Source organism: Betaproteobacteria bacterium, from assembly GCA_016720855.1.
Classification (GTDB): Bacteria; Pseudomonadota; Gammaproteobacteria; order Burkholderiales; family Usitatibacteraceae; genus FEB-7.
In genome coordinates, this window is sequence record JADKJU010000003.1 from 36,647 (window position 1) to 52,522 (window position 15,876).

The 15,876-nt window shown below is 69.9% G+C and carries 14 protein-coding genes; 2 read left to right on the forward strand and 12 right to left on the reverse strand.

Annotated elements, in window-relative coordinates:
- The first annotated feature begins 17 nt into the window (after positions 1–17).
- Complete coding sequence (locus IPP91_13765) at positions 18–2,615, forward strand: [protein-PII] uridylyltransferase (protein MBL0143131.1); 2,598 nt, start codon at positions 18–20, stop codon at positions 2,613–2,615.
- 18 nt (positions 2,616–2,633) lie between these two features.
- Here the strand turns inward: IPP91_13765 and IPP91_13770 are convergent, their stop codons facing one another.
- From IPP91_13770 to smc, 11 genes are read right to left on the reverse strand one after another with little or no spacing between them, the layout of a single operon-like run.
- On the reverse strand, positions 2,634–3,614 hold the full coding sequence (locus IPP91_13770; GenBank protein ID MBL0143132.1) for a diguanylate cyclase: 981 nt from the start codon (positions 3,612–3,614) through the stop codon (positions 2,634–2,636).
- A gap of 52 nt (positions 3,615–3,666) precedes the next feature.
- Positions 3,667–4,170: a Spy/CpxP family protein refolding chaperone gene (locus tag IPP91_13775; GenBank protein ID MBL0143133.1), complete on the reverse strand. Its 504-nt coding sequence runs from the start codon at positions 4,168–4,170 to the stop codon at positions 3,667–3,669.
- Between the two features lie 20 nt (positions 4,171–4,190).
- Positions 4,191–4,562 carry a hypothetical protein gene (locus tag IPP91_13780; protein MBL0143134.1) on the reverse strand — a complete coding sequence of 124 codons (372 nt, stop codon included), beginning with the start codon at positions 4,560–4,562 and terminating at the stop codon, positions 4,191–4,193.
- Between the two features lie 10 nt (positions 4,563–4,572).
- Entirely contained in the window at positions 4,573–4,923 is a 351-nt protein-coding gene (locus tag IPP91_13785; protein ID MBL0143135.1) for a hypothetical protein, read from the reverse strand.
- A 45-nt stretch (positions 4,924–4,968) separates the two neighbouring features.
- The gene (locus IPP91_13790; GenBank protein ID MBL0143136.1) at positions 4,969–5,505 is read right to left on the reverse strand and encodes a peptide deformylase; all 537 of its coding nucleotides are present in this window, start codon (positions 5,503–5,505) and stop codon (positions 4,969–4,971) included.
- Positions 5,492–6,241, reverse strand: coding sequence for an S-methyl-5'-thioinosine phosphorylase (locus IPP91_13795; GenBank protein MBL0143137.1), 750 nt, complete (start codon positions 6,239–6,241; stop codon positions 5,492–5,494). The genes IPP91_13790 and IPP91_13795 overlap by 14 nt, the downstream gene beginning before the upstream one ends.
- Before the next feature lie 2 nt (positions 6,242–6,243).
- A complete protein-coding gene (locus IPP91_13800) occupies positions 6,244–6,786 on the reverse strand; it encodes a hypoxanthine-guanine phosphoribosyltransferase (protein MBL0143138.1) in 543 nt (180 codons plus the stop codon).
- Complete coding sequence (gene galU, locus IPP91_13805; protein ID MBL0143139.1) at positions 6,783–7,673, reverse strand: UTP--glucose-1-phosphate uridylyltransferase GalU; 891 nt, start codon at positions 7,671–7,673, stop codon at positions 6,783–6,785. The genes IPP91_13800 and galU overlap by 4 nt, the downstream gene beginning before the upstream one ends.
- Before the next feature lie 7 nt (positions 7,674–7,680).
- Positions 7,681–9,699, reverse strand: coding sequence for an NAD-dependent DNA ligase LigA (gene ligA, locus IPP91_13810; GenBank protein ID MBL0143140.1), 2,019 nt, complete (start codon positions 9,697–9,699; stop codon positions 7,681–7,683).
- A gap of 2 nt (positions 9,700–9,701) precedes the next feature.
- Positions 9,702–10,802 (reverse strand): hypothetical protein, encoded by a 1,101-nt coding sequence (locus IPP91_13815; protein MBL0143141.1) that lies wholly within the window; start codon positions 10,800–10,802, stop codon positions 9,702–9,704.
- A gap of 5 nt (positions 10,803–10,807) precedes the next feature.
- A complete protein-coding gene (gene smc, locus IPP91_13820) occupies positions 10,808–14,329 on the reverse strand; it encodes a chromosome segregation protein SMC (GenBank protein ID MBL0143142.1) in 3,522 nt (1,173 codons plus the stop codon).
- Between the two features lie 169 nt (positions 14,330–14,498).
- Here smc and queF point away from each other — a divergent pair, with 169 nt between their 5' ends.
- Complete coding sequence (gene queF, locus IPP91_13825; protein MBL0143143.1) at positions 14,499–14,957, forward strand: NADPH-dependent 7-cyano-7-deazaguanine reductase QueF; 459 nt, start codon at positions 14,499–14,501, stop codon at positions 14,955–14,957.
- Positions 14,958–14,979: 22 nt separating this feature from the next.
- Here queF and IPP91_13830 read toward each other — a convergent pair whose 3' ends face one another.
- The gene (locus IPP91_13830) at positions 14,980–15,867 is read right to left on the reverse strand and encodes a DMT family transporter (protein MBL0143144.1); all 888 of its coding nucleotides are present in this window, start codon (positions 15,865–15,867) and stop codon (positions 14,980–14,982) included.
- Positions 15,868–15,876: the final 9 nt, after the last annotated feature.

Below are 15,876 nucleotides of genomic sequence, written 5' to 3' on the forward strand. Positions count from 1 at the left end.
GGCGCTTTCGCGCCGGGATGAACCCTTCCTCTTCCACGCCCGCCCCCATCGCGCCGGCGCGCGCGCGCGACCCCGCGGACGCCCGCCGGTGGCTCAAGGCCAGGCGCGAGGAGCTGCGAACGCGCTACCTGCGCCGCCCGGACCCGCAGCGTTGCCTAGCGGCGCACGCGGCGCTGGTCGACGCGCTCCTCGTGCGCCTCTGGGCGGAAAACCTCGACGACCCCGCCATCGCCCTGGTCGCGGTGGGAGGCTACGGCCGCGGGACGCTGTTCCCGCATTCCGACGTGGACCTCCTGATCCTGCTGCCCGACGGCCGAGCGCCCGACGGCGACATCGAGCGCTTCGTGGGGCTGCTCTGGGATTGCGGCCTTGAGCCGGGCAACAGCGTGCGCACGGTCGCCGAATGCGTGGAGGAGGCCGCCAAGGACGTGACGGTGGACACGAGCCTGCTCGAGTCGCGGCTCATCGCAGGCAACCGCGCGCTCGTGGCGGAGATGGATACGCGCCTCGCGAAGCGCCGCGGCGTGCGCGACTTCTTCCGCGCCAAGGTCGAGGAGCAGAGGAAGCGCCACGACCGCTTCCAGGAAGCCGCCTACAATCTCGAGCCCAACATCAAGGAAAGCCCCGGAGGCCTGCGCGACCTGCAGACGGTGCTGTGGCTCGCGCGCGCCTCGGGGATCGGCCGCAGCTGGGCGGAGCTCGCGGCGCAGGGCATCATCACGCCGCGCGAAGCCACCGGGATCATGCGCAACGAGCGCGTGCTGCAGGACCTGCGCCTGCGCCTGCACCACCTCGCCAGGCGCCGCGAGGACCGGCTCGTCTTCGACCACCAGATCGAGATCGCGCGGCAGCTGAAGCTAAAGGGCGTCAAGTCGCTCGCCGCCTCCGACCTTCTCATGCGCCGCTACTACCTCGCGGCCAAGGCGATATGGCGCTTCAACCAGATCCTGCTGGCAAACCTCTACGCGCGCATCGTCCCGCGCAACGAAAGGAAGCTGCGCAAGCTGGACGCGGATTTCCGCATCGTCGACTACACGCTCGACCTGCGCGACGAGTCCCTCTTCGAGCGCGAGCCCGGGAAGATCCTGGAGGCGTTCCGCCGCCTCCAGGACGACCGGGGGCTCGCCAACTTCTCGGCCACCACGCTGCGCGCCTTGAGCCGCGCGCTTGCGCGCATCGACCGCGCCTTCCGCGAGGACCCCGACAACCGCCGCCGCTTCATGGAGATCGTGCGCGGCGACCGCTTCACGTGGACCCTGCGCCGCATGAGCCGCTACGGCGTGCTCGGCCGCTACATCCCGGCGTTCGGCCGCATCACGGGGCAGATGCAGCACGACCTCTTCCACGTCTACACCGTGGACGAGCACATCCTCATGGTGATCCGGAACCTGCGCCGCTTCCGCCTTCCCAAGTTCGACCTCGAGCACCCCTTCTGCTCCAAGCTCATGCAGGAGTTCGACGCGCCGGAGCTGCTCTACCTCGCCGCGCTCTTCCACGACATCGCCAAGGGCCGCGGCGGCGACCACTCCGCGCTGGGCGCGCGCGACGCGGAACGGTTCTGCCGCGCGCACGGCGTGGCGAAGGCCGACGCGAAGCTCGTCGCCTGGCTGGTCGAGCGCCACCTCACGATGTCGGCGACGGCGCAGAAGCAGGACCTGTCCGACCCGGAGGTGATCTCGGAGTTCGCGACCCTCGTGCGCGACGAGCGTTCACTCACGGCGCTCTACATCCTCACGGTCGCGGACATCCGCGGCACGAGCCCGAAGGTCTGGAACGCGTGGAAGGGCAAGCTCCTCGAGGATCTCTTCCGCTCCACGCGCCGGATCCTGCGCGGGGATACCGAGTACGCGGCCAAGTCGATCGAGGCGAAGAAGGCCGAGGGGCTGCGCATCTTCCGCCAGTATGTCCACGAAGAGCTCGCACACGAGGCGCTGTGGATGCACTTCGGCGAGAACTACTTCCAGCGCTTCGAGGCGGGCGAGATCGGATGGCATACCCGAACGCTGTGCCTGCGCCCCGCGCCGCAGCGGCCGGTGGTGCGCGCGCGGCTCTCGCCCATCGGCGAAGGGCTGCAGGTTCTCGTCTATGCCCACGACCAGCCCGGCGTCTTCGCGCGCATCACCGGATTCTTCGAGCGCCACCAGTTCGACATCGCGGCGGCGAAGATCTACACGACCGGGCACGGCTTCGCGCTCGACGGCTTCCAGGTGCTCGCGCGCGCCCGGGCCGGCGAGCACTATCGCGACCTCATCCACAAGGTGGAGGAAGGCCTGGCCGGCGAGCTCGACCCGGACAAGCCGCTGGGCGCGCCGCCCACGGGCCGCATCTCCCGCTGGGTCAAGCATTTCCCTTTCGAGCCCAAGGTGGAAATCGTGCGCACGCGCGCGGGAATCGGCTGGCAGGTGTTCGCGACCTGTGCCGACCGGCCCGGACTGCTCTCGGCGATCGCGCGGGCGATGCTCGCCGCCGGCCTGAACCTCGTGGACGCGCGCGTGACCACGCTGGGTGCGCGGGCCGAGGACGTGTTCGTGGTCAACGGCCAGGCGCTCGAGGACGAGGCCGGGCGCGAGGCGTTCGCGCGGGAGCTCCGGGCGGTGCTGGCCGAAGGACAGTAGGCGCCCCGGCCGCGACGCTCAGTGCAGCAAGGCGCCCGGGGACGCGGCGTCGCCCAGGTCCGGGACCACGGCCTGCGGCACTTCGGGCAGCGGCAGATCGGAGAATGCAATCACCGCGTTTCGCCCGGCGCGCTTGGCAGCGTAGAGCGCCTGGTCCGCGCGGCTGAGGAGCGTGTCGGCCACGACCGCCGCATCGGGCACGCAGCCGGCGACCCCGAGGCTCAGCGTGACGACGCCCGAGACTTCCGAGCCGCGATGCTCGATCTCCAGCGCCGCGACGGCGCGCATCGCCTCACGGGCGCGGCGGCGGCCCGCCTCCTCCGTCGTGTCGGGCAGGATCAGCGCGAACTCCTCGCCACCGTATCGGGCCGCCACGTCGCCCGGGCGCCGGCAGGCCAAGCGCAGCGCCCCGGCGATGCGGCGCAGGCACTCGTCGCCCGCGGGATGGCCGTAGGCATCGTTGTAGGCCTTGAAATGGTCGGCGTCGGCGATCACCAGGCAGATCGGGCGCTGCTCGCGCCGCGCGCGGCCGAGCTCGCGCATGAGATCGAGGTCGAAGCGGCGCCGGTTCGCGAGCCCGGTGAGCCCATCCTGCTGCGACAGGCGGGCGAGCCGCTCGTTGGCCTCGCGCAGCTCGAGCGTGACCGCCATGAGCTCGCGGCGTATGTCGTCCAGTCGGCGCAGGGCGCGGATCTTCGCCTCGAGCACCACCGGGCTCACGGGCTTCGTGAGGTAGTCGTCGCCTCCCGCCTCGATGCCGCGCGCGAAATCCGCGTCGTCCTCCATCGAGGTGAGGAAGATGACGGGCACCCAGTGATCGGTGCTCATCTGACGGATGCGCCGCACGACCTCCAGGCCGTCCATGCCCGGCATCTGCACGTCGATCAGCACCAGGTCGGGCTTTTCGCTCTCGAACAGCGCGAGCGCCTGCAGCCCGTCCTCGGCCTGGATCGCGGCGAGCCCAAGCCGCTTGAGGATGCGAAGCATCGCGAAGCGCATCACGCGCGTGTCGTCGGCGACCAGGACCTTGTAGATGGCTGTCTCCCGTTTCCTATTGGTTGCCGAGCGGCTCCGACTGCGACAGGAGGACGCGGCGGTCGAAGAGGGAGCGTTGCACCGGTGAGAGAACCTCGTAGAGCGTCTTCATGCTGGCGGCCGCGGCGACTATCGCGTCCGCGCGCATGCGCTCGTCCTCGGCGAGCGCCGCGAGGAGCCCCGGGGCCGCGGGAGGCGGCGCATCGACCGGACGGGGCGCGAGGAACTTCCTCGTGCTCTGGCGTGTGAGTTCGGCCGCATCGCGCACGCTGCGCTCGAACGGACCCCACAGGGCCTGCTGCCCGGGGTCGAGGCCAAGGTCGGTGCGCAGCGACGGCAGTTCGCGCTCGAGTGCGAACACCGGGTCCGTGGTCCGCGCCGGCCGCATCGCCTGCCCTTGCGCTTCCGGCGACTGCCCTTCCACGCGCGGCCTGCGCTGGCCGCCCTGCCCCTGCGCCCCGAAGGCGAACGCGATCGAGGCACAGGCAAGGACCAGCGCGCGAAGGAGGTGTGGCTTCATTGCCGCCATCCGAGGAATCATCACTCCACGGGCAGTCCGTCGTTCAATCGCAGCCAGCCCTTGAGCACGCGGTAAAGGTACCAGAAAAAGAGGATGGTGAACGGCAGCCAGATGATGAGCCACCCGACGAGCGAGACGAACAGCACGGCCGTGATCACCGCGCAGATCGCGATCCACAGCAGCCCCCACCAGAAGGTGCGCGAGAGCCACGAGAAATGCGAGTCGAGGTAGGTGCCGCGCACGTCGTCGCGCCGGGCCATGCCCAGGATGATCGCCAGCACCGCGAGCAGCCAGGCCGTGAACGGAGCCAGCGCATGCAGCGCGTAGAGGATGTGGGTCAGTCGCCTGTCGCCCTGGCCACCGCGTTCGGGGACTGCTGCAGGTTCGTTCATGGCGGGCTCCTCAGTCGATGGGACGCTTCTCGTTCAGGCGCAGCCAGCCCTTCACGATGCGGTAGATGACCCAGCACGCCAGGAAGATGAGCAGCGGGATCCCGATCACGAAGACAGCCAGGGCCCCGAAGGCGAGGCCGCCCACGAGTCCCCACCAGAACGTCTTGATCATCCACTCGACATGGGTGCCGAGCCAGCTGCCAGCAAGGTCGCTGCGCTTCACGTAGGCAAGGATCACTCCCGCGATGGTGGTCACGCCGCCGGTGAGGAACCCCGCCGCAAAGAGGGCGTACATCACGTGCATCACGTTGATGCTGGGGGCTTCGTCGCTCGCCCGATTGCCTGCGGGGTCGGTGCTCATGGCGGTGTCCCTTTCTGTCGGTTGTCGGTTCGTTCGCGGAGCACGTCACTCGTCCTGCCCCGGGTCCATGTCCGGGAACAACACGTCGGTGAATCCGAACTCGCTCATGTCCGGCATGCGCATCGGATAGAGGATGCCGTCGAGATGGTCGCACTCGTGCTGCACCACGCGAGCGTGGAAACCTTCCGCGACGCGGTCGATGGAGCGTCCGTGCTCGTCGAAGCCGGTGTAGCGAAGCTTCGTGCGGCGCGGCACCACGCCCCTCAGGCCCGGCACGGAAAGACATCCCTCCCAGCCGTCCTCCATTTCCTCGGTGAGGAATTCGATGACGGGGTTCACGAGCACCGTGAAGGGAACCTCCTGCGCATCCGGGTAGCGCGGATTGGCGGTGACCCCGAAGATCACCACGCGCACGCTGCTGCCGATCTGCGGCGCTGCCAGACCCGCGCCGTTCTCGTGGGCCATGGTGTCCTTCATGTCCTCCACCAGGCCCGCGAGTTCCGCCGTGGCGAAACGCTGCACGGGCCGCGCCACCTCGCGCAGCACGGGGTGTCCCATGCGCAGCACCTCACGGATGGCCATGGCGCTCCACCACCCTTTCGACCACGAGACGCACACGCCCCATGGCCTCCTTCAGGACCTGCGAGATCTCCTCCAGCGAGATCGACTGCGCGCTCGAACCGCGCCCGGCTGCGGGATTGGCCACCACGGCGAGGGCCGCGTACGGGATTTGCAGTTCGCGCGCGAGCGCCGCCTCCGGCATTCCGGTCATCCCCACCAGGTCGGCGCCATCGCGCTCGAGGCGGCTGATTTCCGCCGCGGTCTCCAGGCGGGGCCCCTGCACGGCCGCATAGGTTCCGCGCGCAACCACGGCCACCCCGGCTTCGGCCGCCGAATCGATGAGCATGCCCCGCGTCGTTGCGCAGTAGGGATGCGTGAAGTCCACGTGCACCACGGGCTGCTCGGCCCCCTCGAAGAACGTGGACCGGCGCCCCCAGGTGTAGTCGATGATCTGGTCGGGGATCGCGAGGACGCCCGCGCCCAGCCCCGGCGCGATCCCGCCGACGGTGCACACGGCGAGGATGCGGGTGACGCCCTTTTCCCGGAGCGCCCAGAGGTTGGCCCGATAGTTGATCTCGTGCGGCGCGAGCGTGTGGCCATAGCCGTGGCGCGCCAGGAACGCGACCTCGCCGGCGCCGATGTGGCCGAAGGTGAGCGGGCCGGAGGGCTCGCCGTAGGGCGTGCGCACGATCTGCTTCCGCATGACCTCGAGGCTCGCAAGCTGGGTGAGGCCTGAACCGCCGATGATGGCGAGCATCGCTATCCCTTGAGCGCGTAAATGGCGGGAAGGTTGCGCCACAGCCCGAAGGCGTCCATGCCGAAGCCGAAGACATATCGGTCGGGGACGCGCACCCCGACGAAGTCCGCGGCCACGGGCTTGTCGCGCTTCAGGTCCTTGTCGGCGAACACCGCGCACAGCACGCGCTTCGCCCCCTGGGAGAGGAGCTTGCCACGCACGGCGGCGAGCGTGATGCCCTCGTCGAGGATGTCGTCGATCACGAGCACCGTCCTGCCGCGAACGTCGTCCTTCGGCGCCAGGCGCCATTCGATCTCGCTCCCGGCGGTGCCCTTCCCGTAGCGCGTCGCCTCGATCGCGCCGAACTCCAGCGGAAAGGCGAGCAGCGGCAGCAGTTGCCCGGTGAGGATCACCGCCCCGCCCATGACCGAAAGCACCACCGGGAATTCGTCCTCGAGGCTGGCGGTGATCTCGCGGGCCATCCGGGTGACTGCGGTGCGAACCTCGTCGGCGGAAAACACCAGGTCCGCGCTCGCGAGCAGGGCCCGGGCCTCTTCCCCGTTCATGGCCGTTTCCCGCCGTCGCGGGGGAGCCTGTCGAGGTAGGCCCGAAAGCCCGCGGCCACCTCTTCGTGGCGCAGGGCGAAATCGACCGTGGCCTCCAGGTAGCCGAGCTTCGAGCCGCAGTCGTAGCGCCGCCCTTCGAACTCGAATGCGTAAACCGGCTCCGCGTCGAGCAGGTGCCCGATGGCGTCGGTCAGCTGGATCTCCCGGCCCGCGCCGGCGAGCGTTGCCTCGAGGAACTCGAAGACGCGCGGGTTGAGGATGTAGCGGCCGACCACGCCGAGCGTTGACGGCGACTCGCTCGGCTTTGGCTTTTCCACGATGCCCGTCATGCGCGCGAGGCGCCCCTTGGCGGGCCTGGTCGAAGCGATGCCGTAGGAGCCCGTATCGGCCCGGTCGATGTTCTGCACCGCGACCAGGCTCGCGCCGTCCTTCGCGTGCTGGTCCACCATCTGCCTGAGCACGGGGACCTTCGCGTCGATGAGGTCGTCGGCGAGGATGACTGCAAAGGGCTCGTCGCCCACGAGGTGGCGCGCGCACAGCACCGCATGTCCCAACCCAAGGGCTTCGCCCTGCCGCACATAGACGCAATTCACGCCGGCCGGCAGCAGCCCGCGCACTTCCTTGAGGAGCCGGGTCTTGCCGGCGGCGTTCAGCTCCGCCTCGAGCTCGTAGGCCTTGTCGAAGTGGTCCTCGATGGCGCGCTTGCCGCGGCCGGTGATGAAGATCAGATCCGTTACGCCCGCGGCCACCGCCTCCTCCACCGCGTACTGGATGAGCGGCTTGTCCACGATGGGGAGCATCTCCTTGGGCGAGGCCTTGGTGACCGGCAGGAAGCGCGTGCCCAGGCCCGCGACGGGAAATACGGCCTTGCGGATCTTCTTCTTCATCGTGGCTTCAGCCTTCAAGCATCGCGCGCAAACGCGCCTCGTCCAGCACCTCGACACCCAGCTCGCGCGCACGCGCGAGCTTCGAGCCCGCGTCCGGCCCGGCGACGACGAAATCGGTCTTCTTCGACACCGATCCCGTCACCTTGCCGCCGGCGGCCTCGACGCGCTCCTTCGCCACGTCGCGCGCCATCGACACCAGCGTTCCCGTAAGCACGACGATCTTACCCGCGAAGGGCCCCGCGGTGGCGGCATGCGCGGCTTCGACCTCCGGCCAATGCACGCCGGCTGCACGCAACTCGTCGATCACCTCGCGGTTGTGCGGCTCGGCGAAGAATCGCGCGACGCTCTGCGCGACCACGGGCCCCACGTCGCGTGCCTCCTGGAGCGCGGCAACGTCGGCCGCCATGAGCGCGTCCAGCCCTCCGAAATGGCGCGCCAGGTCCTTCGCGGTCACCTCGCCCACGTGGCGGATGCCCAGCGCGAAGACGAATCGGCCGAGGGTCGTGTCCTTGCTCCTCGCGATGGCCGCGAGCACGTTGACGGCGGACTTCTCGGCCATGCGCTCGAGGCCGGCGAGTTTCGGGGAGTCCAGCCGGTAGAGATCCGCGGGCGTCCTCACGAGGCCGCCGTCCACCAGTTGGTCGACCAGCTTGTCGCCCAGCCCCTCGACGTCCATGGCGCGCCGCGAGGCGAAGTGCAGGAGCGAGGCCTTGCGCTGCGCCGGGCAGATGAGGCCGCCGGTGCAGCGCGCCACGGCCTCGCCCTCGAGGCGCACGATGGCGGAGCCGCATTCCGGGCAGGCCGAAGGCATCTCGAACCAGTCGCCCGGCGTTCGCGGCCCGGGCTTATCCACGCGCGCCACTTCCGGGATCACGTCCCCGGCGCGCCTCACGATGACCGTGTCGCGCCGCCACACGTCCTTCCTGCGAATCTCGTCCTCGTTGTGCAGCGTGGCGTTGGACACGGTGGTCCCGCCCACGAACACGGGAGCCAGCCTCGCCACCGGCGTGATCGCGCCTGTCCGGCCCACCTGGACGTCGATGTCCAGGAGTTCGGTGAGCGCTTCCTGCGCCGGGAACTTGTGTGCCACGGCCCAGCGCGGCGCCCGTGCAACGAAGCCCAGCGCCTCCTGCTGCGCGAGCGCATTCACCTTGTAGACCACCCCGTCGATGTCGCAGGACAGGTGCTCGCGCTTCGAGGCAACCTCGCGATAGAACGAGAGGAGTCCGGCCTCGCCCGTCACGACACGGCGATCCTTCGCGACCGGAAAGCCCAGGTCGGCGAGCGCGTCCAGCAGCCCCGCATGCGTGGGCGGGACGTTCCAGCCTTCTCGCGCACCGAGCCCGTAGGCGAAGAACGAGAGCCGGCGCCGGGCGGTGAGCGCCGGATCGAGCTGGCGCAGCCCACCCGCGGCCCCATTGCGCGCATTGACGAGCTCCTTCTCGCCCGCTTCGCGCGCCCGGACGTTGTACGCCTCGAAATCGCGCTTGAGCATGAGCACCTCGCCGCGCACCTCGAGCAGTTCCGGCGGGTGGGTCGTGCGCAATTTCAGCGGGACGGCCCGGACGGTGCGCAGGTTGGCGGTGACGTCCTCGCCCGTTTCGCCGTCGCCGCGCGTCGCGCCGCGAACCAGCACGCCGTCCTCGTACGCGAGGCTCACCGCGAGGCCGTCGAACTTGAGCTCGCAGGCGTACTCGACGCATTCGGCTTCGAGCCCCTCGCGGCAACGTCGGTCGAACCCGGCGACGTCCTCCTCGGAGAAGACGTTGGCGAGCGAGAGCATGGGGACACGGTGGCTTGCCTCGGCAAAGCCCTCGGCAGGCTTCGCGCCCACGCGCTGCGTGGGCGAGCCGGGCGTCACGAGTTCCGGGTGCGAGGCCTCGAGGGCCTGGAGCTCCTTGAACATCGTGTCCCACTCGGCGTCGGAGATCTCCGGCGCGTCGAGGACGTAGTACAGGTGGTTGTGGCGCTCGATCTCGCGCCGCAGCTGCGCAATCTGCTGCGCGACCGCGCGCGGCGCAGCCATCGTCAGGAGAAGAGCCGCCGCGCGAGCGCCCCGCCCGCCGGGATGCCGTGCGCCTCCATGCCCCGCGCCACCGTCTCGAGCGAGCGGCGGATTGCCGCGAATCCTGCGGCGCCCAGGGGCTTTCTCTCGTCATCCACGAGTTCGGCGCCGAGCACGGTGCCGAAATCCGCCGCGACCTTGCCCATCTCGTCCAGCGCCGCCGCGGGATCGGCGACGTGAGGCACGTCGAGCGCGAAGGTGAGGCCGGTGGCGTAGCCGGAGTCGCGCCGCGGCTCGGCGACCAGCACGCGAAGCGTCATCGCGACGAACCCGTTCGCGCCGCGGCGCTCGAAGGTTCCCGAGCCGGTCTCCGCGAAGCCGTTTTCCAGCGCAAGCGCTTTCACGCGCGACAGAGCGAAGGTGGCGCCCGCGCGGCCGACGAGGTTCACCGCGACCTCGATGTCGGCCTCGGCGCAGAAGCGGTCCAGCTCGCGCGAGCGCGCCGCGGCCGCGGCCGGGCTCTCGCGCTGCGACACGGCGTTGATCGAGGCCGCGAATCCCGCCACCGTCTCGTTGAAGGCGGCGATCTCCTCCTCGGCCACGGGGCCCGCGCGGCTGGCGAGCTGCAGGCCCGCGCGCAGTTCCCGCCAGGCGTCGCGCGGAGAATCCTCGACAGCCATCCAGTGCTCGTCCACGAGGCCCTCGACGTGGACCGGCGTGGCGTGGGACTCGAGCGCGTCGAGAAGCGGCTCGAGTTGCGCGCGCGTGACGGGTTCGTCGGCCAGCACGAGGGCAATGGTATCGATGCGGCCGGACACGTCGGCGCCGGGGGCGGCGCGGGCATCGGGCCGCGCCTCTTCCTGCGCGGGCTCGTCCGCAGCGACGGTCTCGATCACCGCGTCGAGGGAGCCGAGCGAGGGATCCTGCCTCGAGGCCGGAGGCAGCTCCCCCAGCACGGGCTCGCGGCGGTCGGTCGCGGGGTCCAGGAGCGCATCGGGATGGCCGCCGCGGAACGCTGCCTCGGCGCGGCGGCGCACCTTGCGGTCCTGGAACGCGTTGTAGCCCGCCACCGCGGCCACGAGCGCGGCGCCGAGGGCGATGAGGGCGAGCTGCAGGTCGCTCATGGGAGTCAGGCCGCCTGTTTCCTTGCGAATTCCATCGCGGCTTCGATGTCGACCTCCACGATACGCGAGACGCCGGGCTCCTGCATCGTGACGCCGATCAGCTGCTGCCCCATCTCCATCGTGATCTTGTTGTGCGTGATGAAGAGGAACTGCGTCTGCGCCGACATCTGCTTCACGAGTTCGCAGAAGCGCTCGGTGTTGGGGTCGTCGAGCGGCGCGTCCACCTCGTCCAGCAGGCAGAAGGGCGCCGGGTTCAGGCGGAACAGCGAGAAGACCAGCGCGATCGCCGTGAGCGCCTTTTCGCCGCCCGAGAGCAGCTGGATCGAGGTGTTCTTCTTGCCCGGCGGCTGCGCGAAGACCTGCAGTCCGGCGTCCAGGATCTCCTCGCCCGTGAGCTTGAGCGAAGCGTTGCCGCCGCCGAAGAGCGCCGGGAACATCTCCTGGAAATTCCGGTTGACCGTCTCGAACGTGCCCTGCAGGAGTTCGCGCGTCTCGCGGTCGATTCGCTTGATCGCGGCCTCCAGCGTCTCCACCGCCTGGGTGAGGTCGTCGGCCTGCGCGTCCAGGTAATTCTTGCGGTCGCGCGCCGTGGTGAGCTCGGAGAGCGCCGCGAGGTTCACCGGGCCCAGCGCCGCGATCTCCTCGGTCAGCCGGTTGATCTCGGCTTGCATGCCGGCCGAGCGCACGCGCTTCTCGAGCTTCTCCGCGAGTTCCTCGCGGGTGACGCCCGCCTCCTGGATCTGCTGCGCGTACTGCTCGGCGTGCGTGGAGGCTTCCTGTTCCTTGAGGCGCAGCTCGGTGATGCGCTCGCGCAATGGGTTGAGGGTCTGCTCCGCGGCAAGGCGCCCCTCCTCGAGCGTGCGCAGCTCGTCGGTCAGGTGCTCCAGCCCCGCGCGCGCGTCGGACAGGGTGCGTTCCCGCTCCGCCTTGACGGCGAGCGCGGCTTGCAGCCGCTCGCGCACCGTGCCCTCCTCGAGCTTGCCCAGCTCCAGGGACACGTTCGCGCGGTTGGCGGCGAGCGCGGCCATGCGCTCGCCCAGCGACACGGCAAGCCGGCCCTGCGATTCGACCTTCTCGTGGCAGCTCCTTTCCTGGAAATTCGCCTCCTGCACGGCGCGCTCGGCCGTCATGATCGCGGCGCGCGCGGCGTTGAGCGCCTCGCCCGCCTGCTTCGCGCCGAGTTCGAGCCCCTGCAGGCGCTGGACGACCTCCTCGACCTTCTGCGACCCCGCGAGGAGCGCGGCCTGCGCCTCCTGCATCTCGAGGCGCTCCTTCTCGTCCTCCCGGTCGATGTCGGCGAGCTCGACGCGGATGGCCTCGCGCCGCTTCTCGGCCTGCTCCGAGGTTTGCGATAGCTTCAGGTGCTCGACCTCGAGCGCGTGTTCCGCCTGCCGCGTGCGCAGCAACTCCTCGCGCAGGCGGCGCGCCTCTTCCTGCGCCTGGCTCACCAGCGTCTCCAGGTCGCGAAGGCGCGTCTCGACGGCATTGCGCGCGGCGGCGGCGGCCGGCGAGCGCCCCTGCAAATCCTCGATTTCGCGCTGCCGCTGCAGCACGCCGTGCAGCTCGGACTGGGGGCCGTGGAAGACCACGCCCTGCCGGCTGAAGAGATGGCCTGCCTTGGACACGAGCAACCCGCCGGGCGGCAGGATGCGCGCGAGCGCGAGGCCGTCCTCGCCCTCCGGCAGGATGAACACGTGGGCGAGCGCGTCCTTGAGGTACGCCGCCACGCCCGTGCGGGCGCTCGAGACCACGCCGGACAGGGGCTTCAGGTTCGATCCGGGGACGGCCGCTTCCGGCGCGCCTCGCTCGACGAAAACGGCGAAATTGCCCGGCGGCGCGTCGCGAAGGAGTTCCGCGAGGCCCCCTTCGTCCGCCAGGCGCGCCGCGTTGAGCCTCACGCCGAGCGCCGCCTCGACGGCATCGTCCCACCCCGCCTCCACGCGGATCGCCTGCCAGAGGCGCTCGGCGCGGTCCAGCGCGTGACCCTTGGTCCAGTCGGCGAGCCGCGAGTTGTTGTCCAGCTTCGCCTGCTGGTCCTGAAGCGCCTTGAGCGCCGCCTCGATCTGCGCGACTTCCCGCGTGCGGTCCTGCAGCACCTGCTGCGCCAGCCGGCGCTCCTCCTCGAGGGCCGGCAGCTTCGCCTCCACCACGCGCTGCGATTCCTCGAGCGCCAATACGCTCGCGCCGGTCTCCTGGCGTCGTGCCGCGATGGCCGCGAGCTTCTCGGGCTCGGGGAAGACGAGCGCCATGTTCTCCTGTCTGAGGCGGTTCTTGCGCGCCTCCAGCTGGGCCAGGATCTTGAGCGCGTGCGATTCGCGCGTCTCCTCGACGCCCTGCGCCTGTTCCGCGGCGGACATCTCGCCTTCCGCGGCGCGAACGCTCGCCACGGCTTGCTGCTGCGCGGCCTCGGCGGCCGGCAGGCCTGTCCGGGCCGTCTCCAGGTCCGCCTCGCGGGCGCCGATCGCGGCACGGGCTGTCTCGATCTCGCCTTCCCAGCGCCCGCGGTCTGCCTGCGCCTCCGCCGTGCGCCTCTCGACCTCCGCGATCTCGACGGCGAGCCCCTCGAGCTGCACCCCCATGCGCCGGCGGTTCTCGCCGAGGAACGCGATCTCCTGCTCGAGCGACTGCACCTCGCCGTTGGCGGCGTAGAGGGCGCCCTGCAGGCTGGAGAGCTGGTCGGTCTCCTCGTAATGGCGGCTGCGCAGCTCCTCGAGCGAGCGCTCGGCGTCGCGCAGGCGGGCCGTCTCGGCCTCCAGGCTCACCTGCACCTTCTGCACTTCGTTGGCGTAGCGGCTCTTCGCCTGCTCCGCCTCGCGCAGCCGCGTGAAGGCAAGCAGGTTGTGGTTGAGCGCGAGCTGGGCCTGCAGGTCCTGGTAGCGCGACGCCACCTCCGCCTGCTGGGCCAGGTGCCCGAGCTGCGTATCGAGCTCGGCGCGGATGTCGCCCACGCGCGAGAGGTTCTCCCGCGTGTCTTCCAGACGCAGCTCCGTCTCGCGGCGGCGCTCGCGGTACTTGGAGACACCGGCGGCCTCCTCGAGATAGACGCGCAGCTCCTCGGGCTTCGAGGAGATGACGCGCGAGATCATTCCCTGCTCGATGATCGAGTAGGCGCGCGGGCCCAGGCCGGTGCCCAGGAAGATGTCCTGCACGTCACGGCGCCGGACGTGCGTGCCGTTGATGTAGTAGTTGGAGTCGCCGTCGCGCGAAAGGATGCGCTTCACGCTGATCTCCGCGTACTGCGACCACGCGCCGCTGATGCGCCCGAGCGAATTGTCGAAGACCAGTTCGACGGAGGCCCGGCCCACCGGCTTGCGATCGGAGGAGCCGTTGAAGATCACGTCGTGCATGTGCTCGCCGCGCAACTGCTTGGCACTCGATTCGCCGAGCACCCAGCGCACCGCGTCGATCACGTTGGATTTTCCGCAGCCGTTGGGGCCGACCACGCCCACCAATTGGCCGGGGACCGCGATCGTGGTGGGATCGACGAAGGACTTGAAGCCGGAGAGCTTGACGGAAGTGAGTCGCAAGGTAGTGATTCTTATGAGAAAACCCCACCGAGCCGGACGGCCGGTGGGGTTTGGGGTTCGCGTATGATCCGCATTTTACCGGATCGATTCCCCGCGCCCAATGCCCATGAAGAAATCACCAAAAAAAACCTTGACAGGCACCGCCCGCGGCCCCGCCGGCGCCGGGGTCATGCGCAAGGGGACTGGTCGGCTTTCCCGCTTTCGGGAGAAGGGGCCTGTCCCCGTGCCGGGCAGCGGTCCGCGCGAATCGGCCTCGAGGGTGCTCGAGACCTTTCCCAACCCTGCGCCCGGTCGCGACTATGCGATCCGCATGGAGATCCCGGAGTTCACGTGCCTGTGCCCCAAGACGGGCCAGCCGGATTTCGCGACCCTGCACCTCGAGTACGTGCCCGACACGAAGTGCGTGGAGCTGAAGAGCCTGAAGCTCTACGTGTGGTCGTTCCGCAACGAAGGCCGGTTCCACGAGGCGGTGACGAACGAGATCCTCGACGATCTCGTCGCCGCCACGCGCCCGCGTTTCATGCGCCTGAGCGCCGAGTTCCTCGTTCGCGGCGGCATCTACACGACCATCGAGGCCGACTACCGCATGAAGGGGTGGAAGGCGCCTGAACGGGTGGCCCTGGAATAAATCGAAAGGGGACAGACCCCTTTCAGGAAAAGGGGTCTGTCCCCTTTTTCTGCAGCCCGCTGGCGAGGCTCGCCAGCACGATGAGCGAGCCGCCGATCCAGTCCTGCATCCGCAGCCGCTCTCCGGCCAGCCAATAGGACGCCACGGCGGCCACCACCAGCTCGAAGAGCAGGATCACGATGGCGCGGTTGGCCGGCACGCGAGTGAGGCCGTACTGCAGCGCCAGGCTCATCGCGAGAAGAGCAAAGCCCACGGTCACCCAGATGTCCCACGTGACTGCCGCGACGCGCATTGCGGAATCCGTCGCCGTCGGCGCCCACGGCAGGTAGAGCAGGGCGGCCGCGACCACGCCCGCCCAGATGGCGAGCGACTTGGTCGTGTCGCGCAGGTGCGCAAGGCTGCGCACGAGCACGTTGCCCAGCGCAAAGAAGAACCCGGCCACCACGCCGAGCCATTCCGCCCGCGATGCCGGCCACGGCAGTCCCAGCTCGGGATGCCACAGCATCACCGCCGCGCCCGCCATCGCGACCGCCATCACGAAGGCGCCGCGCAGGTCGAGCCGCTCGCCGAGCAGCCCGTGCGCGAGCGGCACGGTCCAGAGCGGCGCGAGATAGAAGAGCAGGAGCACGCGCATCACCTCGCCCTCGAGCACGCCGATCACGTAGGCGAGGTTGCTCCAGCCGATGGCGAGACCCATCGCGAGGCAGGCCCACGGCGCGCGCATCACGTCGCGCCAATGGCCCGGGAAGATCGCGCTGCCCGCCACGAGTGCCACGCCGTAAGTGAGGACCGAAGCCCACCCGCCGTCGAGGCCCGCGGCGCCGAGCAGCCGATAGGGGTACCAGACGACACCCCAGAGGGATGCGCCGGCGAGCAGCGACAGGACGGGAAGGGAGGGGATGCGCGGCACTTTCAGGCA